The sequence below is a fragment of the Pelomonas candidula genome (genome assembly GCF_043555985.1).
GTDB lineage: Bacteria > Pseudomonadota > Gammaproteobacteria > Burkholderiales > Burkholderiaceae_C > Pelomonas > Pelomonas candidula.
This window is the reverse complement of the sequence record NZ_JBIGIC010000007.1, coordinates 242,836-258,913: the sequence shown is the minus strand read 5'-3', so window position 1 is coordinate 258,913 and position 16,078 is coordinate 242,836. Positions and strand designations below refer to the sequence as shown.

Here is a 16,078-nt window from a genome sequence, read left to right as displayed (position 1 = left end):
GATGAGCGTCGCGCGTTGCTTACGCTTCAGCGCCGGTCGAATTCCATGATGGCCGCTGCCATGTCCTTCAGCGGCAGCACCGCATCCACGCCGCCGCACGCCACCGCCTCCTTGGGCATGCCGTAGACGACGCAGCTGGCCTCGTCCTGGGCCAGCGTGCGCGCGCCGCCATCGTGCAGCGCCGCCATGCCTCGGGCGCCGTCGTCACCCATGCCGGTCAGGATCAGCGCCAGCGCGTCGCCGCCGGTGCAGGCTGCGGCCGAGCGGAACAGCACATCCACCGACGGTTTGTGGCGGTTCACCGGCGGGCCGTCTGCGACGACGGCGAAGTACTGCCCCGCTGCCTTGCGCAGCTGCAGGTGCTTGCCGCCTGGTGCGATCAACACGAGGCCTCGCTCCAGCCGGTCGCCGTCGCGCGCCTCGCGCACACGCATCGCGCAGATCTGGTCCAGCCGCTCGGCGTACATGGCCGTGAACTTCTCGGGCATGTGCTGCACGATGGCGATGCCCGGTGCGTCGGACGGAAGCGCCGTGACGATGGCCTCGATGGCCTGCGTGCCGCCGGTGGAGCTGCCGATCAGCACCGGCCGGTTCATCGCCAGCATCGACGCCAGCGGGTTGTGCGAGACCGGAGCCGGCCGCGGCGCCGAGGCCGGTCGCGGGGCGGCACGGCGCGGCCTGGTGCGCGCTGCGGCGCGCAGCGTCTGGCACAGCTCGCGGCGCGAATCCTCCAGGAACTGCTTCAGCCCCAGCCGCGGCTTGGCGACAACGGCCACGGCACCGGCGGCCAGCGCATCCAGTGCGGCGCGGCTGCCGTCGGTCGTCAGCGTGGAGCAGATGACCGTCGGGATGGGGTCGCGCTCCATCTGCTGGCGCAGGAAGGTCAGGCCGTCCATGCCGGGCATCTCGATGTCCAGCAGAAGCACGTCGGGGCGGCGCTTGGCGATGGCCGTGCCGGCGATCAGCGCATTGGGTGCACTGCCCATGACCTCCAGCTCGGCGTCGCCGCGCAGCAGGTGGGTCAGCGTCTGCCGCATGATGGCGGAGTCGTCGACGATGTAGACGCTGGTCGGCATGCTCACCCTCTCAACTGCACGACTTCGGGCATGCCCGGGCCGACGGTCCAGGCGAAGCGGCGATAGCCGTCGCCACCCACGTCCTGGGCCAGCACCGGCATGCCGCGGCCGGCCAGTTCGGACAGCGCCCAACGCACGTTGCTCATGCCGACATGCTGGTCGCCGGGCGCCAGCACCGGGAACATGTTGCCGCCGCCGTAGACGAAGGCCTCGCACAACCGCGCGTTGAAGCCGCGCGCCCGCAGCATCGCCTCCATGGCCTGCAACGCACAGCCGCCGTAGGCCGTGGTGGCTCCCGCGCCGGCATGCACGAGGTGGCAGACGGCGGCGATGCTGCGCCGCGCATCGGTCAGCACGATGGCGACGCAGGAGCCCAGCAGCGTCTCGACACGCTCGCCGCGCTCGACGCAGATGACATCGCCGGGATGCAACACGTGGGTCATGCACGCGCCCTTCGCGCCACGCGCCTGCCTGTCCGACGGATCGGCCAGGTGTTCATCAGGCCGCGCGAGGTTCATGCGCCCTCCTTGCGGAAGGCGCCTGGCGCGATGGGCGTCAAACCACGCACGCCAGGCACGCGGCCCTCGGCCGTACCGACGAAGAAAAGGCCACCGGGACGCAGTTGCGTCAGCACGCGCTCGACGACGGCCTGCTTGGTGGGCGGGTCGAAGTAGATCAGCACGTTGCGCAGGAAGACGGCGTCGAACGGTCCCAGCTCCTCGACGGGCCGGCACAGGTTGAGCTGGCCGAAGCGGACCCGCTCGCGCAGCCGCTCCTGCACCTGCACGAGGCCGGCCGAGCCCTCGCTGCCGCGCAGGCAGTAGCGCTTGAGCCGCTCAGGCGTCACGTGGCGCAGCCGGTCCTCGGGGTAGATGCCCTCGACAGCGCTGCGCAGCACGCGCTCGCTGATGTCGGTGCCCAGGATGGACCAGTCCGCGCCGATGCGACCTGTCTGCTGCATGTCGGCCAGCAGCATGGACAGGCTGTAGGCCTCGTCGCCGAAGGACGAGGCCGCACTCCACAGCCTGAGGCGCTGGGGGCGCGTGCGGCTCAGCTCGGACTCCAGCAGGTCGAAGTGCGCCGGCTCGCGGAAGAAATAGGTCTCGTTGGTCGTCAGCAGATCGACAGCCATCTGGAACTCGCCACCGTCGTCGCAGCCGGCGATGAGATCCACATAGGCCTCGTAACCGGACAGCCCCAGGCGCTGGATGCGCGGTGCCAGGCGCGACGCGATCAGCGGTTTCTTCGCGGTGGAGAAGCTCAGGCCGACGGATGCGTGCATCAGCTCGGCGAGTTGGAGGTAGGTGTCCTCGTGCAATTCCTGCAGGGGCATCGTTTGTCAGTCCGTCAGGCCGCGAGCAGCTCGCGCGGCGCCTCGCACAGCCGCGTCATCTCATCGATGTCGAAGGCCTGGTCGGGCTCCAGCAGGATGACGAAGCGGCCGGCCAGCTTGCCGATGCCACGGATGAAATCGCGCCGCACCGAGGTACCGAACTCGGGCACCGGCTCGATCTGCGCATCGGGAATCTCGACGACCTCGCTGACCGCGTCCACCAGCAGGCCGAGTTCGGCCTTCTCGCCCTGGCGGCTGGCGTCGAAGATGACGATGCAGCTCTTCTTGCCGATGCGCCCGGCGCCGCGGCCGAAGCGGGCGTGCAGGTCGATGACCGGCACGACGGCACCGCGCAGGTTGATGATGCCGCGCACGAAGTCCGGCATCAGCGGCACCGACGTGATGCTGCCGTGCTGGATGATCTCGCGCACGGTGCGGATGTCCATCGCGAACACCTCGTCCCCGAGCGAGAAGCTGAGGTACTGGGTTCCGGGCGTCGTCGTCATGAACAGCTCCCGGGGGTCAGAAGGGTCGGAAGTTGCCGTGCGTGCCGGTGGCCGAGCCCGGCCGGGTCGCGCGGGCCGGCACGGCTGCCACGCCACGCGGCGTGGCGCGGCGCGCGGCCAGGTCGCTGACCTCGGCGCGCCGGCGTTGGCCGCCATCGTGGCCGCCGATATCGAAGAAGGCCACCGACTGCTGCAGCTGCTCGGCCTGGCCGGAGAGCTCCTCCGACGTGGCCGCCAGCTCCTCCGATGCCGACGCGTTCTGCTGCGTCGCCTTGCTGAGCTGGTTCATCGCGCTGCCGATCTGGCTGACCGACTCGCTCTGTTCCTGCGAGGCTGCGGCGATCTCCTGCACCAGCTCGCTGGTGCGCTGGATGGAAGGCACGATCTCGCCCAGCAGCTTGCCGGCACGTTCGGCCGTGTCGACGCTGTTGCCGGCCAGGTCGCCGATCTCCTTGGCGGCCTCCTGGCTGCGCTCGGCCAGCTTGCGCACCTCGGCCGCCACCACCGCGAAGCCCTTGCCGTGCTCGCCAGCACGCGCCGCTTCGATGGCCGCGTTCAGCGCCAGCAGGTTGGTCTGGTAGGCGATGTCGTCGACGATGCTGATCTTCTGCGCGATCTGCTTCATCGCCGTCACCGTCAGCGTGACGGCCGTGCCGCCATCACCGGCCTCGCGGCTGGCCTTGGAGGCCATGCTGTCGGTGACCTTGGCGTTGTCGCTGTTCTGCGAGATGGAGGCGGACATCAGCTCGATGGACGCCGTCGTCTCCTCCACCGACGAGGCCTGCTCGCTGGCGGACTGCGACAGGCTCTGCGCCGTGGCGCTGACCTGGTTGGCTGCGCCGGTCAGCGCGTCGGCGGCGGCACGCACCTCCTCGATGATGCCGGCCAGCTTCTCGCAGGTGCTGTTGGCGTCGTTCCTGACCTGCTCGAACACGCCCTGCACGGGGCGGTCGATGCGCTGGCCCAGATCGCCGCTGGCCAGGCCGCCGAAGACGCGTCCGATGTCGTCGATGATGGCCGCCAGCGCGTCGGACGTGGCGTTGGCGTCGTTCCTGACCTGGCCGAACACGCCGTCGTAGTGGTCGGTGATGCGCTGGGACAGGTCGCCCGCAGCCAGCGCACCGAAGACCCGGCCGACGTCGGCGAAGATGACCGAGGTGGTCTCCATCAGCGTGTTGACGCCCTCGCACAGCGCCAGGATCGGGCCGCTCTTGCCTTCCAGCGGGATGCGCTGCGACAGGTCGCCGCGGCGGCCGGCGGAGGCGACCTGCTGGGCCTGCTCGACGGCCTGCTCCAGCATCTGCGAAGCCTGCACCTGGGCGGTGATGTCCGTGGCGATCTTGACGATCTTGATGACGCGGCCGGTCTCGTCGGCCACTGGCGCGTAGACGGCCTGAATCCAGACGTCCTGGCCGCTCTTGTGACGGCGCTTGAAGACGCCGCTCTGTGGCTTGCCGGCATTGAGGTCGCGCCAGAATTGCGCGTAATCGCCACTGTTGGCGTAGCCCGCCTCGACGAACTGGCGATGGTGGCGGCCGACGACCTCGTCCAGCGAATAGCCGAGCACCGCCAGGAAGTTCGGGTTGGCGCTCAGCACCTGGCCGGCCAGATCGAACTCGATGTAGGCATAGGACCGGTTGATGGCCGCCAGCACGCCGCGCATGTTCTGCCGCTCGATCTCGGTGGCCGTGATGTCGTAGCGGACGCCAAGGTATTTCTCGGGCTTGCCGTTGTCGCCCAGGATGGGGGCGATGACGGCGTCGACGTAGTAGGGCGTGCCGTCCTTGGCGCGGTTCTTGATGATGCCGCGGAACATCTCGCCGCGACCGATCGTGCCCCACAGCTGCTTGAACACGTCCTTGGGCATGTCGGGGTGGCGCGTCGTGCTGTGCGGGTGGCCGATCAGCTCGTGGCGTGCGTACTTGGACACCTCGATGAACTTGTCGTTGACGGTGACGATGTCACCCTTCTTGTCGGCCTCCGAGACGATGCTGGTCATGTCCATGATGTCGCTGCGCACCTTCAGCTCGGCCTCGGTGACCTTGAGCCTGGACCGTGCCGCGGCCAGCTCCGCCTCCAGCGCGGCGCAGGCCTGCTGCTGTTGCTGCAGCCGGTCGTCGGCCTCGCGAAGTGCCGTGCCGGCGACGAGTCGGGCGAGCCAGGAGGGGGTGCTTGCGGTCATGGTGGGTCCTCTCTGATATGGATATGGGCGGGATCAGCGGGCGGCCAGCGCGGGCGTGCGCTGGGCGGGTTGCTCGGCGAAGCGGCGCAGCGCCTCGGGGTCGAAGATCAGCGCCACCTCGCCGTTGCCGAGGATGGTGGAGCCCGACATGCCGCGCAGCGTGCGCAACATGCGGCCCAGCGGCTTGATGACGGTCTGGTGCTGGCCCAGCAGCGCGTCGACGAGCACGCCGTAGCGGCGCGCGCCGGACTGCACGACGACGACGCTGGAGCGCGCCGGCGCGGGCGTGTCGTCCAGCTCGTACGCGGTGCGCAGGCTCAGCACCGGCAGCGGCTGCCCACGCAAAGCCAGCACGCCGCAGCCGTCGGGCTGCATGGACGCCTCGGCGCCGCGGCCTTCGATGACCTCGACGACCGCGTCCAGCGGGAAGATGAAGCGCGACGCACCGACACCGACGAGGAAGCCGTCGATGATGGCCAGCGTCAGCGGCAGGCGGATCTCGATGCGGGTGCCGGTACCGACCTCGCTGCTGATCGTGACGCTGCCGCGCAGCGCCTCGATGTTGCGGCGCACGACGTCCATGCCGACGCCGCGGCCGCTGAGGTTGGTGATCTTCTCGGCCGTCGAGAAGCCGGGCTCGAAGATGAGGTTCAGGACGTCGGCATCGGCCGGCACGACGCCCTGCTCCACCAGGCCCTTGTCCCAGGCCCGCTGCAGCACGCGCTCGCGGTCGATGCCACGGCCGTCGTCGTCGATGCGGATCAGGATGCTGCCGCCGTCGTGGCAGGCCGACAGCACCAGGCGCCCCTGGGCCGGCTTGCCGGCGGCCACGCGCTGCGGCGCCGTCTCCAGGCCGTGGTCCAGCGCATTGCGCACGAGGTGCATCAGCGGGTCGGCGATGCGCTCGACCATGGACTTGTCCAGCTCGGTCTCGCCGCCCTGGATCTCCAGCGCGACTTCCTTGCCCAGCTCGGCCGCCGTGTCGCGCACGACGCGGCGGAAGCGCGAGAACGATTCGCCGATGGGCACCATGCGCAGTTGCAGCGTGGCGTTGCGGATCTCCTCGATGAGGCCGCCGATCTGGTCATTGGCCTGCACGAGGTGGGGCTGGCGGCTCAGGCGCGCCAGCTCGGCGGCGCCAGCGCCGGCGATGACCAGCTCGCCCAGCAGGTTGATGACGGCGTCCAGCCGGTCGGCGTGCACGCGGATGAAGCGGTCCTCGCCCCCCTCGGCCTTGGCCTGGCGCTGCAGTGCGGCGTCGACGACGGCGGCTGGCACGCCAGACTTCTGCCGCAGGATCTCGCCCAGCGGCGCGGCAGGGGCGCCGACGGTGCGGCTGCGCTCCTGATCGGCCAGCGCGGCGTGCAGCTGGGCCTGACTGATGGCGCCGGCGGACACGAGGATGTCGCCCAGCCGCGGGTGCTGCGGCAGCGACTGGATCAACGCGACGAACTGCTCGGGGCCGGCATCGGGCTCGACAAGGTGCAGCTCGCAGTCCTCGCGGACGAAGCTGAACGCGCCCTCGATCTCTTCGCGGCTCGCCGCCGTGCGCAGGCCGAACTCGAAGGCCAGGCAGCAGGTTTCGGCGTCCAGCGTCGCCAGGTCGGGCACGGCCGCGTGATCGCAGACGACGTGCTCCAGCCGGCCCATGCCCTGCAGATAGTTCAGCAGCGCCAGCGGGTCCATGCCGTTGCGGAAGGTGTCGGCGCCGAAGCGCACCCAGATGTGCCAGAGGCGTTCGCCGGCCGGCGTCAGCGACACGGGTGCCGGCGGCGGCTCGGCGTTGCAGGCGGCGCGCAGGCGCAGCTCCAGCGCGTCGCGCGCGGGCGCCCCCTCGGGGTCGTCGCCCGTGCCGTTGCGCGCGGCGCCGATGAGGCGGCGCAGCTGGTCGTTGCACAGCAGCAGCAGCGTGCTGACGCTGGCGTCCAGCGCGCGGCGGCCTTCGCGGACCTGGTCCAGCAGCGTCTCGACGTGATGCGTGAAGCCGACCAGCGTGTCCAGCCCGAACACGCCCGCCGAGCCCTTGACGGTGTGGGCGCAGCGGAACAGCGCGTCCAGCAGGTCACGGTCGCCGGGCGAGGCTTCCAGTTCCAGCAGCAAGTGCTCCAGCCGCTCGACCTGCTCCTCGGCCTCGCTGATGAAGACCGGCAGCGCCGCGGCGATGAAGTCGCGATCGTCGTCACTCATGATCGCGCCTCCCGCGTGCCCAGCAGCCCGGCCAGGCCCAGCACGCGGCAGCCATCGGCCAGCGTGTGGCTGGCATGGGTCAGATGAAGTTCCTGGCCGCGCGCACTCAGCGAGTGGGCCAGGGCCAGCAGCCCCTGGGCGCCGGCGGCATCGAACTGTTCGACGGCCGAGCCGTCCAGCTCGACGTGGCCGCCCTCGTGCGGCTGGTCCAGCTGCGCCAGCCACTGCGTGCGCAGCTCGGCGGCCGTGTAGATGCCCACCTCGACGGGCAGGCTGCCCCAGGATGTCGTGCCGTCCATTGCGCGTCTCCTCAGGGCAGGATGAGCTTGGCAACCGCGTCGAGCAGCTGCGGCGGGTTGAAGGGCTTGACGATCCAGGCGCGGGCGCCGGCAGCCTTGCCGGCCTGCTTCTTCTCGTCCTGGCCTTCGGTCGTCAGCATGATGACCGGCGTGAACCGGTGGCGGGCATGCTGCTTGACGTGGGTCACCAGCGTGATGCCGTCCATGCGCGGCATGTTCACGTCGCTGACGATGAGGTGGACCTTGGCCGTGTTCTCCAGCCTGGCCAGCGCCTCTTCGCCGTCGGCGGCTTCGAGAACGTCGTAGCCGGCGCGGTTCAGGGCCATCTTGACGACGGTGCGCAGCGAACTGGAGTCGTCGACGATGAGGATGGTCTTAGCCATGGCGTGCGGCGCGACGCCCGCCGGTGCTGCAAGCACCGGAGAGCGAGGCGGGAGCGGATGCAATCAACATGCCGCTAGCCTAGGTTTCACCCCCCCTGAACGATGCGGGGAGTTCTTGATCGCCGGTGTCGGGGTGCCTCCAGACCGCCGCCGGACTTGCGGCGGCGCGGTGGCAACCGTGAACTACGCCACGGCGTCGGCAGCCTTCAGCACGACGGCATTGCGGCCGCCGCGCTTGGCTTCGTACAGCGCCGCGTCGGCTCGGTCGATCAGCGGCCGCACGTCCACGTCGTCCGGCGAGGCCAGGCTGACGCCGACGCTGATCGTCAGCTTGCCGACCCCAGGGAAGACCGCCGCCTCGACAGCGGTGCGGATCTTTTCGGCTGCCATGACGGCTTCCTGAGGCCCCGCCAGCTCGGGCAACAGCACGGCGAACTCCTCGCCACCGAAGCGCGCTGCCATGTCGGTGACGCGGATCGACGCCTGCAACAGGGTCGCAAGCTGGCGCAGCACGGCGTCGCCAACCGGGTGGCCGAACTGGTCGTTGACGCGCTTGAAGTGGTCCGCGTCCACCAGCAGCAGGCCGTGCACACGGCCGTTGGAGACAGCGTAGCGTCGGTCCAGCGCCTGCGCCTCGGCCAGGCGCGCATCCAGACTGCGGCGGTTGTGCAGACCGGTCAGCGGGTCGCGCGTGGCCAGGTGCTCCAGCGCCGCGTTGGCCGCCTGCAGCTCGGCCGTGCGCTGCTGCACCTGGGCCTCCAGCGTCGCGTTGGCCTGCTGCAGCTCCTGCTCGGTGGACAGCAGTGAGCGCGCCATCGACTGCATCGCCTCGCTGAGGCGGCCCAGCTCCCGGGCGCCGGGCCGGTCGGGAAAATCGGGGATGCGGCGCTCGGCCTCGACGCGCGCCGCCACGCGCGCCAGTTGCTCCACCGGGCGGCTGATGCGCCGCGCCAGCAGCAGCGCGGCGAACGACAGCACGGCGGCGGCCAGCACCCCCAACAACACCAGCTCGCGCGTCAGGTCCCGCACCGGGCGCAACGCCATGTCCAGCGGCTGGCGCGCAACGATGCGCCAGCCCAACCCGGCATTGGTGCTCACCTGCAGCGGCGCCTCGCTCGTCAGGTAGGTCTTGCCATCGAAGCCCAGCTCCCCCTCGAACCGGCCGCCGGCGACCTTGGGCAGCACGTCGGCACCGTTGGCCTGGGCGACCTTCATCGCCTCGGGGTAGAGCACCCGGCCCTGGCCGTCGATGATGAGGGCGTCGATGCCGGCGCCAGGGCTCTGGCGGCGCGCCACTCCCTCGACGAGGCCGGTGACCCAGCGCCAGTGCGCGTGCGCGGCGACGACGCCGCGCAGCCGGCCCTCGGCATCGCGGATGGGGGCGGCGAAGTCGATGAAGCGCGTCGGCTCGCCATTGGGCTGGGCCGGCAGCATCGTGGCCAGCAGCTTGGCCTCGTGCACGTCGCCCACGTAGACGCGCTCGCGCGCGGCGACGAACCACTCACGCTGGGCGACAGAGCGGCCGGCCAGCATGCCGCCGGTGGCCTGCAGCACCGTGCCGTCCGGCGACGCCACGCCCAGCCAGGCGAACTCGTCGTGCAAGGCCGCGCGGCGATCCAGCGAGTCGCGCACACGCTGCGAATCCAGCGCCCCCTCCACCATGTGGGGAGCCAGGCTCAACAGCTCGATCTCGCGCTCACGGTCGCGCAACTGCGCGGCCAGCAGCTCGGCGGCGAACTGTGCCGTCGAGCGCACGACGACCTGCTGGGCGGTGTAGAGCTCCTGCGTGGCGACGCTGCCTAGATACCCTCCCACCGCCGCCAGGATGGCGAGGGCCAGGCCCCCCAGCACCAGGCTGAGCTGGCCACGCAGGCTGGGCAGGCGGTGGACGGGTGTGGAGCGTTCGGGGGCGTCGGGCATCTCGGTAACAGGAGCGTGGCCGGGAGGCGCCCAGTCTAAATAAAGGACAAGGGGGGCTCAGCCAGCCTGAGGCAAGGTAAGCCGCATCACCGTGCCCAGCGGCCCGGTGCGCAGCAGCTCGGCCGTGCCGCCGTGCAAGTCCATCACGCGGCGCACGATGTACAGGCCCAGGCCGTGGGCCGATTCCGTGCCGCCGACGCCGCGCGCGCCGCGCGTGAACAGCCGCGGCAGCAGCTCGCGCGGGATGCCGGGGCCGGCGTCGGCGACCTCGAACTGCAGCGCGGCCGGTTCGTCGAAGTCCATCACGTGCAGCGCGACCGGGCTGACGCCGGGTGCGTACTTGAGCGCGTTGGACAGCAGGTTGCGCAGCGCCAGCCGCATCAGGCTCATGTCCATCAGCGCCGTGCGCGTGGCGGTGTGGCGGTGCACGACGACGCGGTCGCGCTGCTCGCGCGGCAGGTCGGCGATGGTGACGGCGATCAGCGTGTCGATGTCGGTGTCCAGCCGCGCGATGCGCCCGCCACCAGCCAGCAGCGTGGCCGCGGCCAGCGTGTTGTCGACGCCGGCCAGCACCTGCCCCAGCACGGCCTGGGCGCGCATCAGCCGCTCCTGGGCCTGGCGCTCACCGCGACCGGCCAGGCTGCCCGCGGCGCTCTGCAACGCGGCGCTGGCGTTGTTGAGCGGCTGGCGCACCTCGTGGGCCAGCACGTCCAGCATTTCGGAGCGCTCGCGAAGCAGCTGATCCAGCTCCTGCACGTGGCGCTCGGTCTGGCGGCGCATCTGCTGCTCCTGGGCCAGCTGGGCGCGACGCTTGAGGTCCTCGGTGATGTCATCCACCAGCGCCTGCGCACGCAGCGGCCGGCCCTGCGCGTCGTACTCGGCCACGGCCGAGACCAGCACGTCACGCAGCCGGCCGTCGGCGCAGATCAGCTGCACGGCGCAGTCGTCGACATGGCCAAGGCGCCACAGCGCGGGGCGGTGCACCTCGCGCACCCGGCGGCTGGACTCGGGGGTCAGGAAGTCGTCCAGCATGCGGCCGATGACCTCCTCGCGCCGGTAGCCCAGCCGCTCCAGCCAGCGGTCCGACACGCTGAGCACACGCCCGCCTGCGTCGACGGAATGCATCAGTGCCGGCGTGGACTCGTACAGCGCGCGCAGCCGCTGGCGGTTGAGTTCCAGCTCGACGGCGGCACGGTGATGCTCGGTGACGTCCTGGAAGGCGCCCACCAGCCTCACCGGCGTGCCGTCCTGCCAGTCCACCTGGCCCTGGGCCAGCACCCAGACCTCGCGGCCGCTGGCGGTGATCATCGGCAGCTCCAGGCTCCACGGCTCGCCGTACAGGATGCCGCGCTGCACCGCCGACTCGATGGCGCCGCGCGCCTCGGGCGGGTAGAAGGCGAGCGCCTCCTCCAACGTGGGCTGGAGGCCGGGTTCGAGGTCGTGGATGCGGAAGGTCTGGTCGCTCCAGACCAGCTCCTGCGTCTGCAGGTCCAGGCTCCAGCCGCCCACGCCAGCGACGCGGCCGGTGCGGTCCAGCAAGGCCTTGCTGTCGCGCAGCTCGCGCTCGACGCTGAGCCGGTCGGTTACGTCCTCGGAGATACCGACATAGCCCAGCAGCTCGCCCGCCGGCGCCAGCAGCGGCCGCGCGCGCGACCAGACCTGGCGCATCGCACCGCCGGGGCGGCGCACGCGGTAACGCATCTCGAACGGCTGGCGGCGCTGCACGCAGCGCCGCCAGTGGGCCAGCACCGAGTCGCCATCCTCGGGCGCCAGCGTGGCGGCCCAGCCCTCGCCCAGCGCGTCACGCGCACCGGCGCCGTAGATGCGCTGCCAGACGGGGTTGGTGTAGATGCACAGCCCGGCCGCATCGGTACGGAAGATGCCCAGCGGCGCAGTCTCGGCCAGCACGCGGAACGGCTGCTCCTGCGGCCCGGTGTCTGCGCGCGCCAGCACGCGCTCGCGCATCATCAGCGCTTCGGCGGCAACGTCGGCCAGCCGCATCAGCGCCTCGCGCTGCGCGTCGGTCAGTTCACGCGGCCGGAAGTCCACGACACACAGCGTGCCCGGGTGACTGCCATCATCCAGCCGGATCGGCACGCCGGCGTAGTAGCGCAGCGGCGGCTGGGCCAGCACGTCGGGATGTTCGGCGAAGCGCGGGTCGCCGCTGGTGTCCTGGACCTCGAAAAGCCCGTCCGCCAACAGCGTGTGGGCGCAGAAGGTCAGCGCCCGCGGCGTCTCGGCGCGGCCGAAGCCGACCGCGGCCTTGAACCACTGGCGGCGCTCGTCCAGCAGGCCCAGCAGCGCCACCGGCGTGCCACAGATCTGCGCGGCCAGCGCGGTCAGGTGGTCGAACAGCGGCTCCGGCTCGGTGTCCATGACCGCCAGCGCGGCCAGGCGCGCCAGGCGGCGGTCTTCATCGGGCGGCGGAGGCGGGGCTGTCCACATGGCCGACAGCTTAGGGCACGTCCACACCCATGCGGGCCGAGCGCCGGGCCGCCCCCAAGCCGGCCCGCCGGGCGATGTGCTCGCAGCTCAATGCTGCGAGCATCGCCGTCCCCATGGGGGCTGAGGCCGGACACAGGGCGTCCAGTGGACGGCCTGTGCCTGCCGAAGGGCTGCGCCACCGGCACAGCGCGGTCTGCAAGACCGACTGAGCTCGACCGCGTTCAGCGCGGCGAGGCCAGGCGAGGGGCCAACGTTCTGATCCAGAAGGCTTCGTACTTGCGGTGCCAGCCCGCCGGTTTCACGACGCCGCCCAGCGCGTGCACGCCGTCGGGGTCCAGGAACAGCTCGACGAGCGACTCCTTGCCCGAGTCCAGCAGCTCGCGATAGACGTTGACCGTGTCCTGGTACAGCACGTTGGGGTCCTGCATGCCGTGCACCAGCATCAGCGGGTGCTTCAGGCCCTTGGCCAGCGGCAGCAGCGAGAACCTGCGCAGCACGGGCTTGGTCCGGTCGGTCGCCTTGCCGATCGTGCGGCCGCTGTACCAGCTGTTGTAGTTCTCCCATTCCGTCGGGCCGGCACCGGCAATGCCGGCGGCAAACAGGTCGGGGCGCGTGTACATCGTGTACTGCGTCTGGAAGCCGCCGAAGCTCCAGCCGTTCAGGCCCACGCGCGCCGGGTCCACGCCGTAGCCCGGCAGCAGCTTGACGAGGTCTTCCAGGTCCTCGGCCTGCGGCTCGCCGGGATGCTCCCAGTTGGCGTCGGAGAACTTGCGGCCGTAGTTGCTGTGGCCGCGCGGGTCCACGGCAATGGTGACAAAGCCGTGCTTGGCGGCCATGTACTGGCCGAACAGGTAGGCGGTGGGCTGGAAGCTGTCGACCTCGACGATGTGGCGGTCGTTCAGCGGGCCGCCGTAGACGTAGACGATGCCGGGGCGCTTGTCGGTCGCCTGCCAGCCGGCAGGCTTGAAGACATAGGCCTCGATGCGGTCGCCATGGCGGTTCGTGAACGCGAAGCGCTCGGGCTGCAGCAGGTGCAGGTCGGCCCAGGCCTTGTCGGTGCTGTCGGTCAGCGTGCGCGCTTCAGCCTTGGGGTTGGCCTTGGCGTCGCCAGCCAGCAGCTTCAGCTCCGGGCGCTGCGCCCAGTTGCCGGCGTTGGCGGCGACCCAGCGGCCGTCCTCCGACGCGACCGCGCCGCGGTGGTACTCGCCCGCCGCCCCCAGCGCCTGCATCGCGCCGCTGGCCAGGTCGACGCGCAGCACGTTCATCGCCGCGAAGTCGCCCTGGTTGGCCAGCACGAACAGCGCCTTGCTGTCGGCCGTGATGCCGACCACCTGCGGCGCCTCGAACTCGCCCTTCAGCAGCGGGCGCAGCGCCTTCGTCGCCACGTCGATGGCGTAGGGCTGGCGCCAGCCGGTCTCGTCCAGCGTCAGCACCAGCGTCTTGCCATCCGGCGTGAAGCGGGGCTTGAGCACGTTCACGACCTCGTGGCCGACGTCGCCACGGCGCTCCAGCACCATCTCGGGCTTGGCGTTCTCGTCGGCCTGGCCGATGTACACGCGCAGCAGTTCCTTGTCGCGCTCCCAGGTCGTGAACGCATAGCGGCTGCCATCCCTGGCCCAGGCCACGTCGCTCATCTCGAACCAGACGTCGCCGCCGGCGTTCGTGAACACCGGCTCGGGCTGCTTGCGCGGCGCGGCGCCGTTCGCGGGCACCTGGCGGATATACAGAGCCAGCGGCTTCTCGGTGCGCTTGTCGTCCGACACCTCGCGGCCGACCTTCTTGGCCGTGGCCCAGCGGTCGCTGTAGTTCATGATTTCCACCTGGCGGCCCGCCGGCGCCGGCTTGTCGTCGGCCCCCTTCAGCGGCGCGGTCGCGACCAGCGACATCCAGCGGCCGTCCTCGCTGATCGCCGTCTCGGCGATGCGGTACTTCTTCTGCTCGTCGTCCGGGTGGATCAGCTCGCGGTTGACGACCTCCACGCCAGGCCGCCTGAAGCTCAGCCGCAGCACGCGGGTCTCGTCCATGAACACGAAGCCGGCGTCGTCGGCCGTGTAGGCCACCGTGCGCAGCTCGCGCTGCGTGGCAACCAGCGGCGCCGGCGCCTTGTCACCCACCGCCCAGCGATAGAGGCCGCCGCGATACTGGAAGACCAGTTCGTCCGCCCGATGCGCCCAGACGAACTGCGCCGGGCCGGGGTAGAGGTCGGCCGGCTTGAGCTTGTCGCGCGCGAGCTTCTTCTTCAGCTCGTCGCGCAGCTCCCAGAGTTCCTTCTCCTTGTCGTCCTTCTTGTCGGGCGACGAGGCGGCGGACGCGGGCGCCGCAGCGGGCACCGGCTTGCCGGCACGCCTGGCGGCCAGCGCCGCCATGGCCTGCTTCTCGACCTCGGCGTCGGCCTTGTCGGCGGCCTTCTGCGCATCGTCCTTGGCCTTCTTCTCGGCCAGCTCCTTCTTCAGCACTTCGATCCGGGCCGATTCCCACTGTGACAGGTCGACCTTGTCGCCGTGCAGATAGGCCTGCTGCGCGACCTCGCGGGCCTGGCGCTCGGCGTATTCGTCGTTGCGCTGCTTGAGCTTTCTGTCGAAGCGCGCCATGTCCTCCGGCGCCTCGAAAGCGGCCATGACCTGGGGCGAGGTGACGCGCTGCGTCTTGCCGGTCTTGGTGTCATGCACCCAGAGATCGGTGCCGGGCTCGCCGAACGGGCTCCACAGGTAGGCCAGGTAGCGGCCACTGCGGCTGAAGGCGGCGTCCTTGGCCGGCTCGCTGCGGTAGGGCTCGGCGCGGAAGATCTGCTCCAGCGTGGGAACGGTGGCGGCCGAGGGGGCGGCGGTTTGCGCCTGCAGCGGCACGGCGGCCGACAAGGCCAGGGCAAGGGCCAGGCTGCTCACGGCAGCGAAGGTCACGGGCTTCAAGGGGTCTCCTGAATTCGCCCCCTAGGGTTAGGGGCGGCGAATTCTAGGAAGCCCCCAAGCCGGTCCTGTTCGTCATGGTGCCGCGAGCGACACACCGGCTGTTCGGCTGTTCGGCTGTTCGGCTGTTCGGCTGTTCGGCAGTCTCCCCTTCTAAACCGCCGAGCATCGCAGGGCACCGAGGCGCGCGCCTTGGCGCGCTTCGACATCTGACTCCGCGCAACTGTTTGAGCAGAGCGTAGCGGCGCGAGTTTTGCGCGGGCCTTGGTGACCGAGAAGCACAGGGCACCCGGCTCTGCCGGGCGGTTTTGCAGGGGCGCCTTCTTTGCCTACTTTCTTGGGCGCCCAAGAAAGTAGGTCGGCCGCCGGGACGAAATCCCGGCATGGGCCTCACGCGTCAACCCATCATCGGCCGAAATTACCTATTGGGAAACCAGGCTGCCCATGCCCCGCTTCGCCCGACCTTAATCACACTGCTGGCAAAAGCCGACAGCACCAACAAGCGACAGGCAGCTGCGAAGGAAAGTCCGTCCACTGCGGCGTGGACAAGGGCGCTACCGACGCATATCGCAAGGCAAACAAGCCAAAGCCGCCACCCCAGCACGCGATGTTGAAAGATCAGCGCCGCAGCCAAGAGCATCGCTGCGCCCACAACTCCTGCCTCGATAAACACAAAGCGCATCGACTCTTGATAGACCTGCATCGCGATCTCAAGCGATTCCAAGCTGCCGTAGCGCTCAAGAACATTGCGCGTTTGCCAGCGAGCAATCGATGGCGCCCACGCCCACAGAAAGGCGTTTAGCGCACCAAACAAGCCAATAAAAAACGCCAGTCGCTTCAT

At 70.3% G+C, this 16,078-nt stretch carries 12 protein-coding genes; all 12 read right to left on the bottom strand.

Annotated features, from left to right (window positions below; genetic code table 11):
* Positions 1 to 26: 26 nt before the first annotated feature.
* Entirely contained in the window at positions 27 to 1,076 is a 1,050-nt protein-coding gene (locus ACG04R_RS15945; protein ID WP_394412518.1) for a protein-glutamate methylesterase/protein-glutamine glutaminase, read from the bottom strand.
* A gap of 2 nt (positions 1,077 to 1,078) precedes the next feature.
* Positions 1,079 to 1,594: a chemotaxis protein CheD gene (locus tag ACG04R_RS15940; RefSeq protein ID WP_394412515.1), complete on the bottom strand. Its 516-nt coding sequence runs from the start codon at positions 1,592 to 1,594 to the stop codon at positions 1,079 to 1,081.
* Positions 1,591 to 2,409 carry a CheR family methyltransferase gene (locus tag ACG04R_RS15935; RefSeq protein ID WP_394412512.1) on the bottom strand — a complete coding sequence of 273 codons (819 nt, stop codon included), beginning with the start codon at positions 2,407 to 2,409 and terminating at the stop codon, positions 1,591 to 1,593. The genes ACG04R_RS15940 and ACG04R_RS15935 overlap by 4 nt, the downstream gene beginning before the upstream one ends.
* Before the next feature lie 14 nt (positions 2,410 to 2,423).
* Positions 2,424 to 2,915 carry a chemotaxis protein CheW gene (locus ACG04R_RS15930; protein WP_394412509.1) on the bottom strand — a complete coding sequence of 164 codons (492 nt, stop codon included), beginning with the start codon at positions 2,913 to 2,915 and terminating at the stop codon, positions 2,424 to 2,426.
* Between the two features lie 16 nt (positions 2,916 to 2,931).
* Positions 2,932 to 5,097, bottom strand: a complete 2,166-nt coding sequence (locus tag ACG04R_RS15925; protein WP_394412506.1) for a methyl-accepting chemotaxis protein — start codon at positions 5,095 to 5,097, stop codon at positions 2,932 to 2,934.
* Between the two features lie 33 nt (positions 5,098 to 5,130).
* A complete protein-coding gene (locus tag ACG04R_RS15920; RefSeq protein WP_394412502.1) occupies positions 5,131 to 7,284 on the bottom strand; it encodes a chemotaxis protein CheA in 2,154 nt (717 codons plus the stop codon).
* The gene (locus tag ACG04R_RS15915) at positions 7,281 to 7,583 is read right to left on the bottom strand and encodes an STAS domain-containing protein (RefSeq protein ID WP_394412499.1); all 303 of its coding nucleotides are present in this window, start codon (positions 7,581 to 7,583) and stop codon (positions 7,281 to 7,283) included. Before ACG04R_RS15915 ends, ACG04R_RS15920 begins: the two co-directional genes overlap by 4 nt.
* Positions 7,584 to 7,594: 11 nt before the next feature.
* Complete coding sequence (locus tag ACG04R_RS15910) at positions 7,595 to 7,966, bottom strand: response regulator (RefSeq protein ID WP_394412496.1); 372 nt, start codon at positions 7,964 to 7,966, stop codon at positions 7,595 to 7,597.
* 183 nt (positions 7,967 to 8,149) lie between these two features.
* Positions 8,150 to 9,886 carry a sensor domain-containing diguanylate cyclase gene (locus ACG04R_RS15905; RefSeq protein WP_394412493.1) on the bottom strand — a complete coding sequence of 579 codons (1,737 nt, stop codon included), beginning with the start codon at positions 9,884 to 9,886 and terminating at the stop codon, positions 8,150 to 8,152.
* 57 nt (positions 9,887 to 9,943) lie between these two features.
* Positions 9,944 to 12,331, bottom strand: coding sequence for a sensor histidine kinase (locus ACG04R_RS15900; protein WP_394412490.1), 2,388 nt, complete (start codon positions 12,329 to 12,331; stop codon positions 9,944 to 9,946).
* A 221-nt stretch (positions 12,332 to 12,552) separates the two neighbouring features.
* On the bottom strand, positions 12,553 to 15,231 hold the full coding sequence (locus tag ACG04R_RS15895) for a S9 family peptidase (RefSeq protein ID WP_394412699.1): 2,679 nt from the start codon (positions 15,229 to 15,231) through the stop codon (positions 12,553 to 12,555).
* A 424-nt stretch (positions 15,232 to 15,655) separates the two neighbouring features.
* A complete protein-coding gene (locus tag ACG04R_RS15890) occupies positions 15,656 to 16,078 on the bottom strand; it encodes a hypothetical protein (RefSeq protein ID WP_394412487.1) in 423 nt (140 codons plus the stop codon).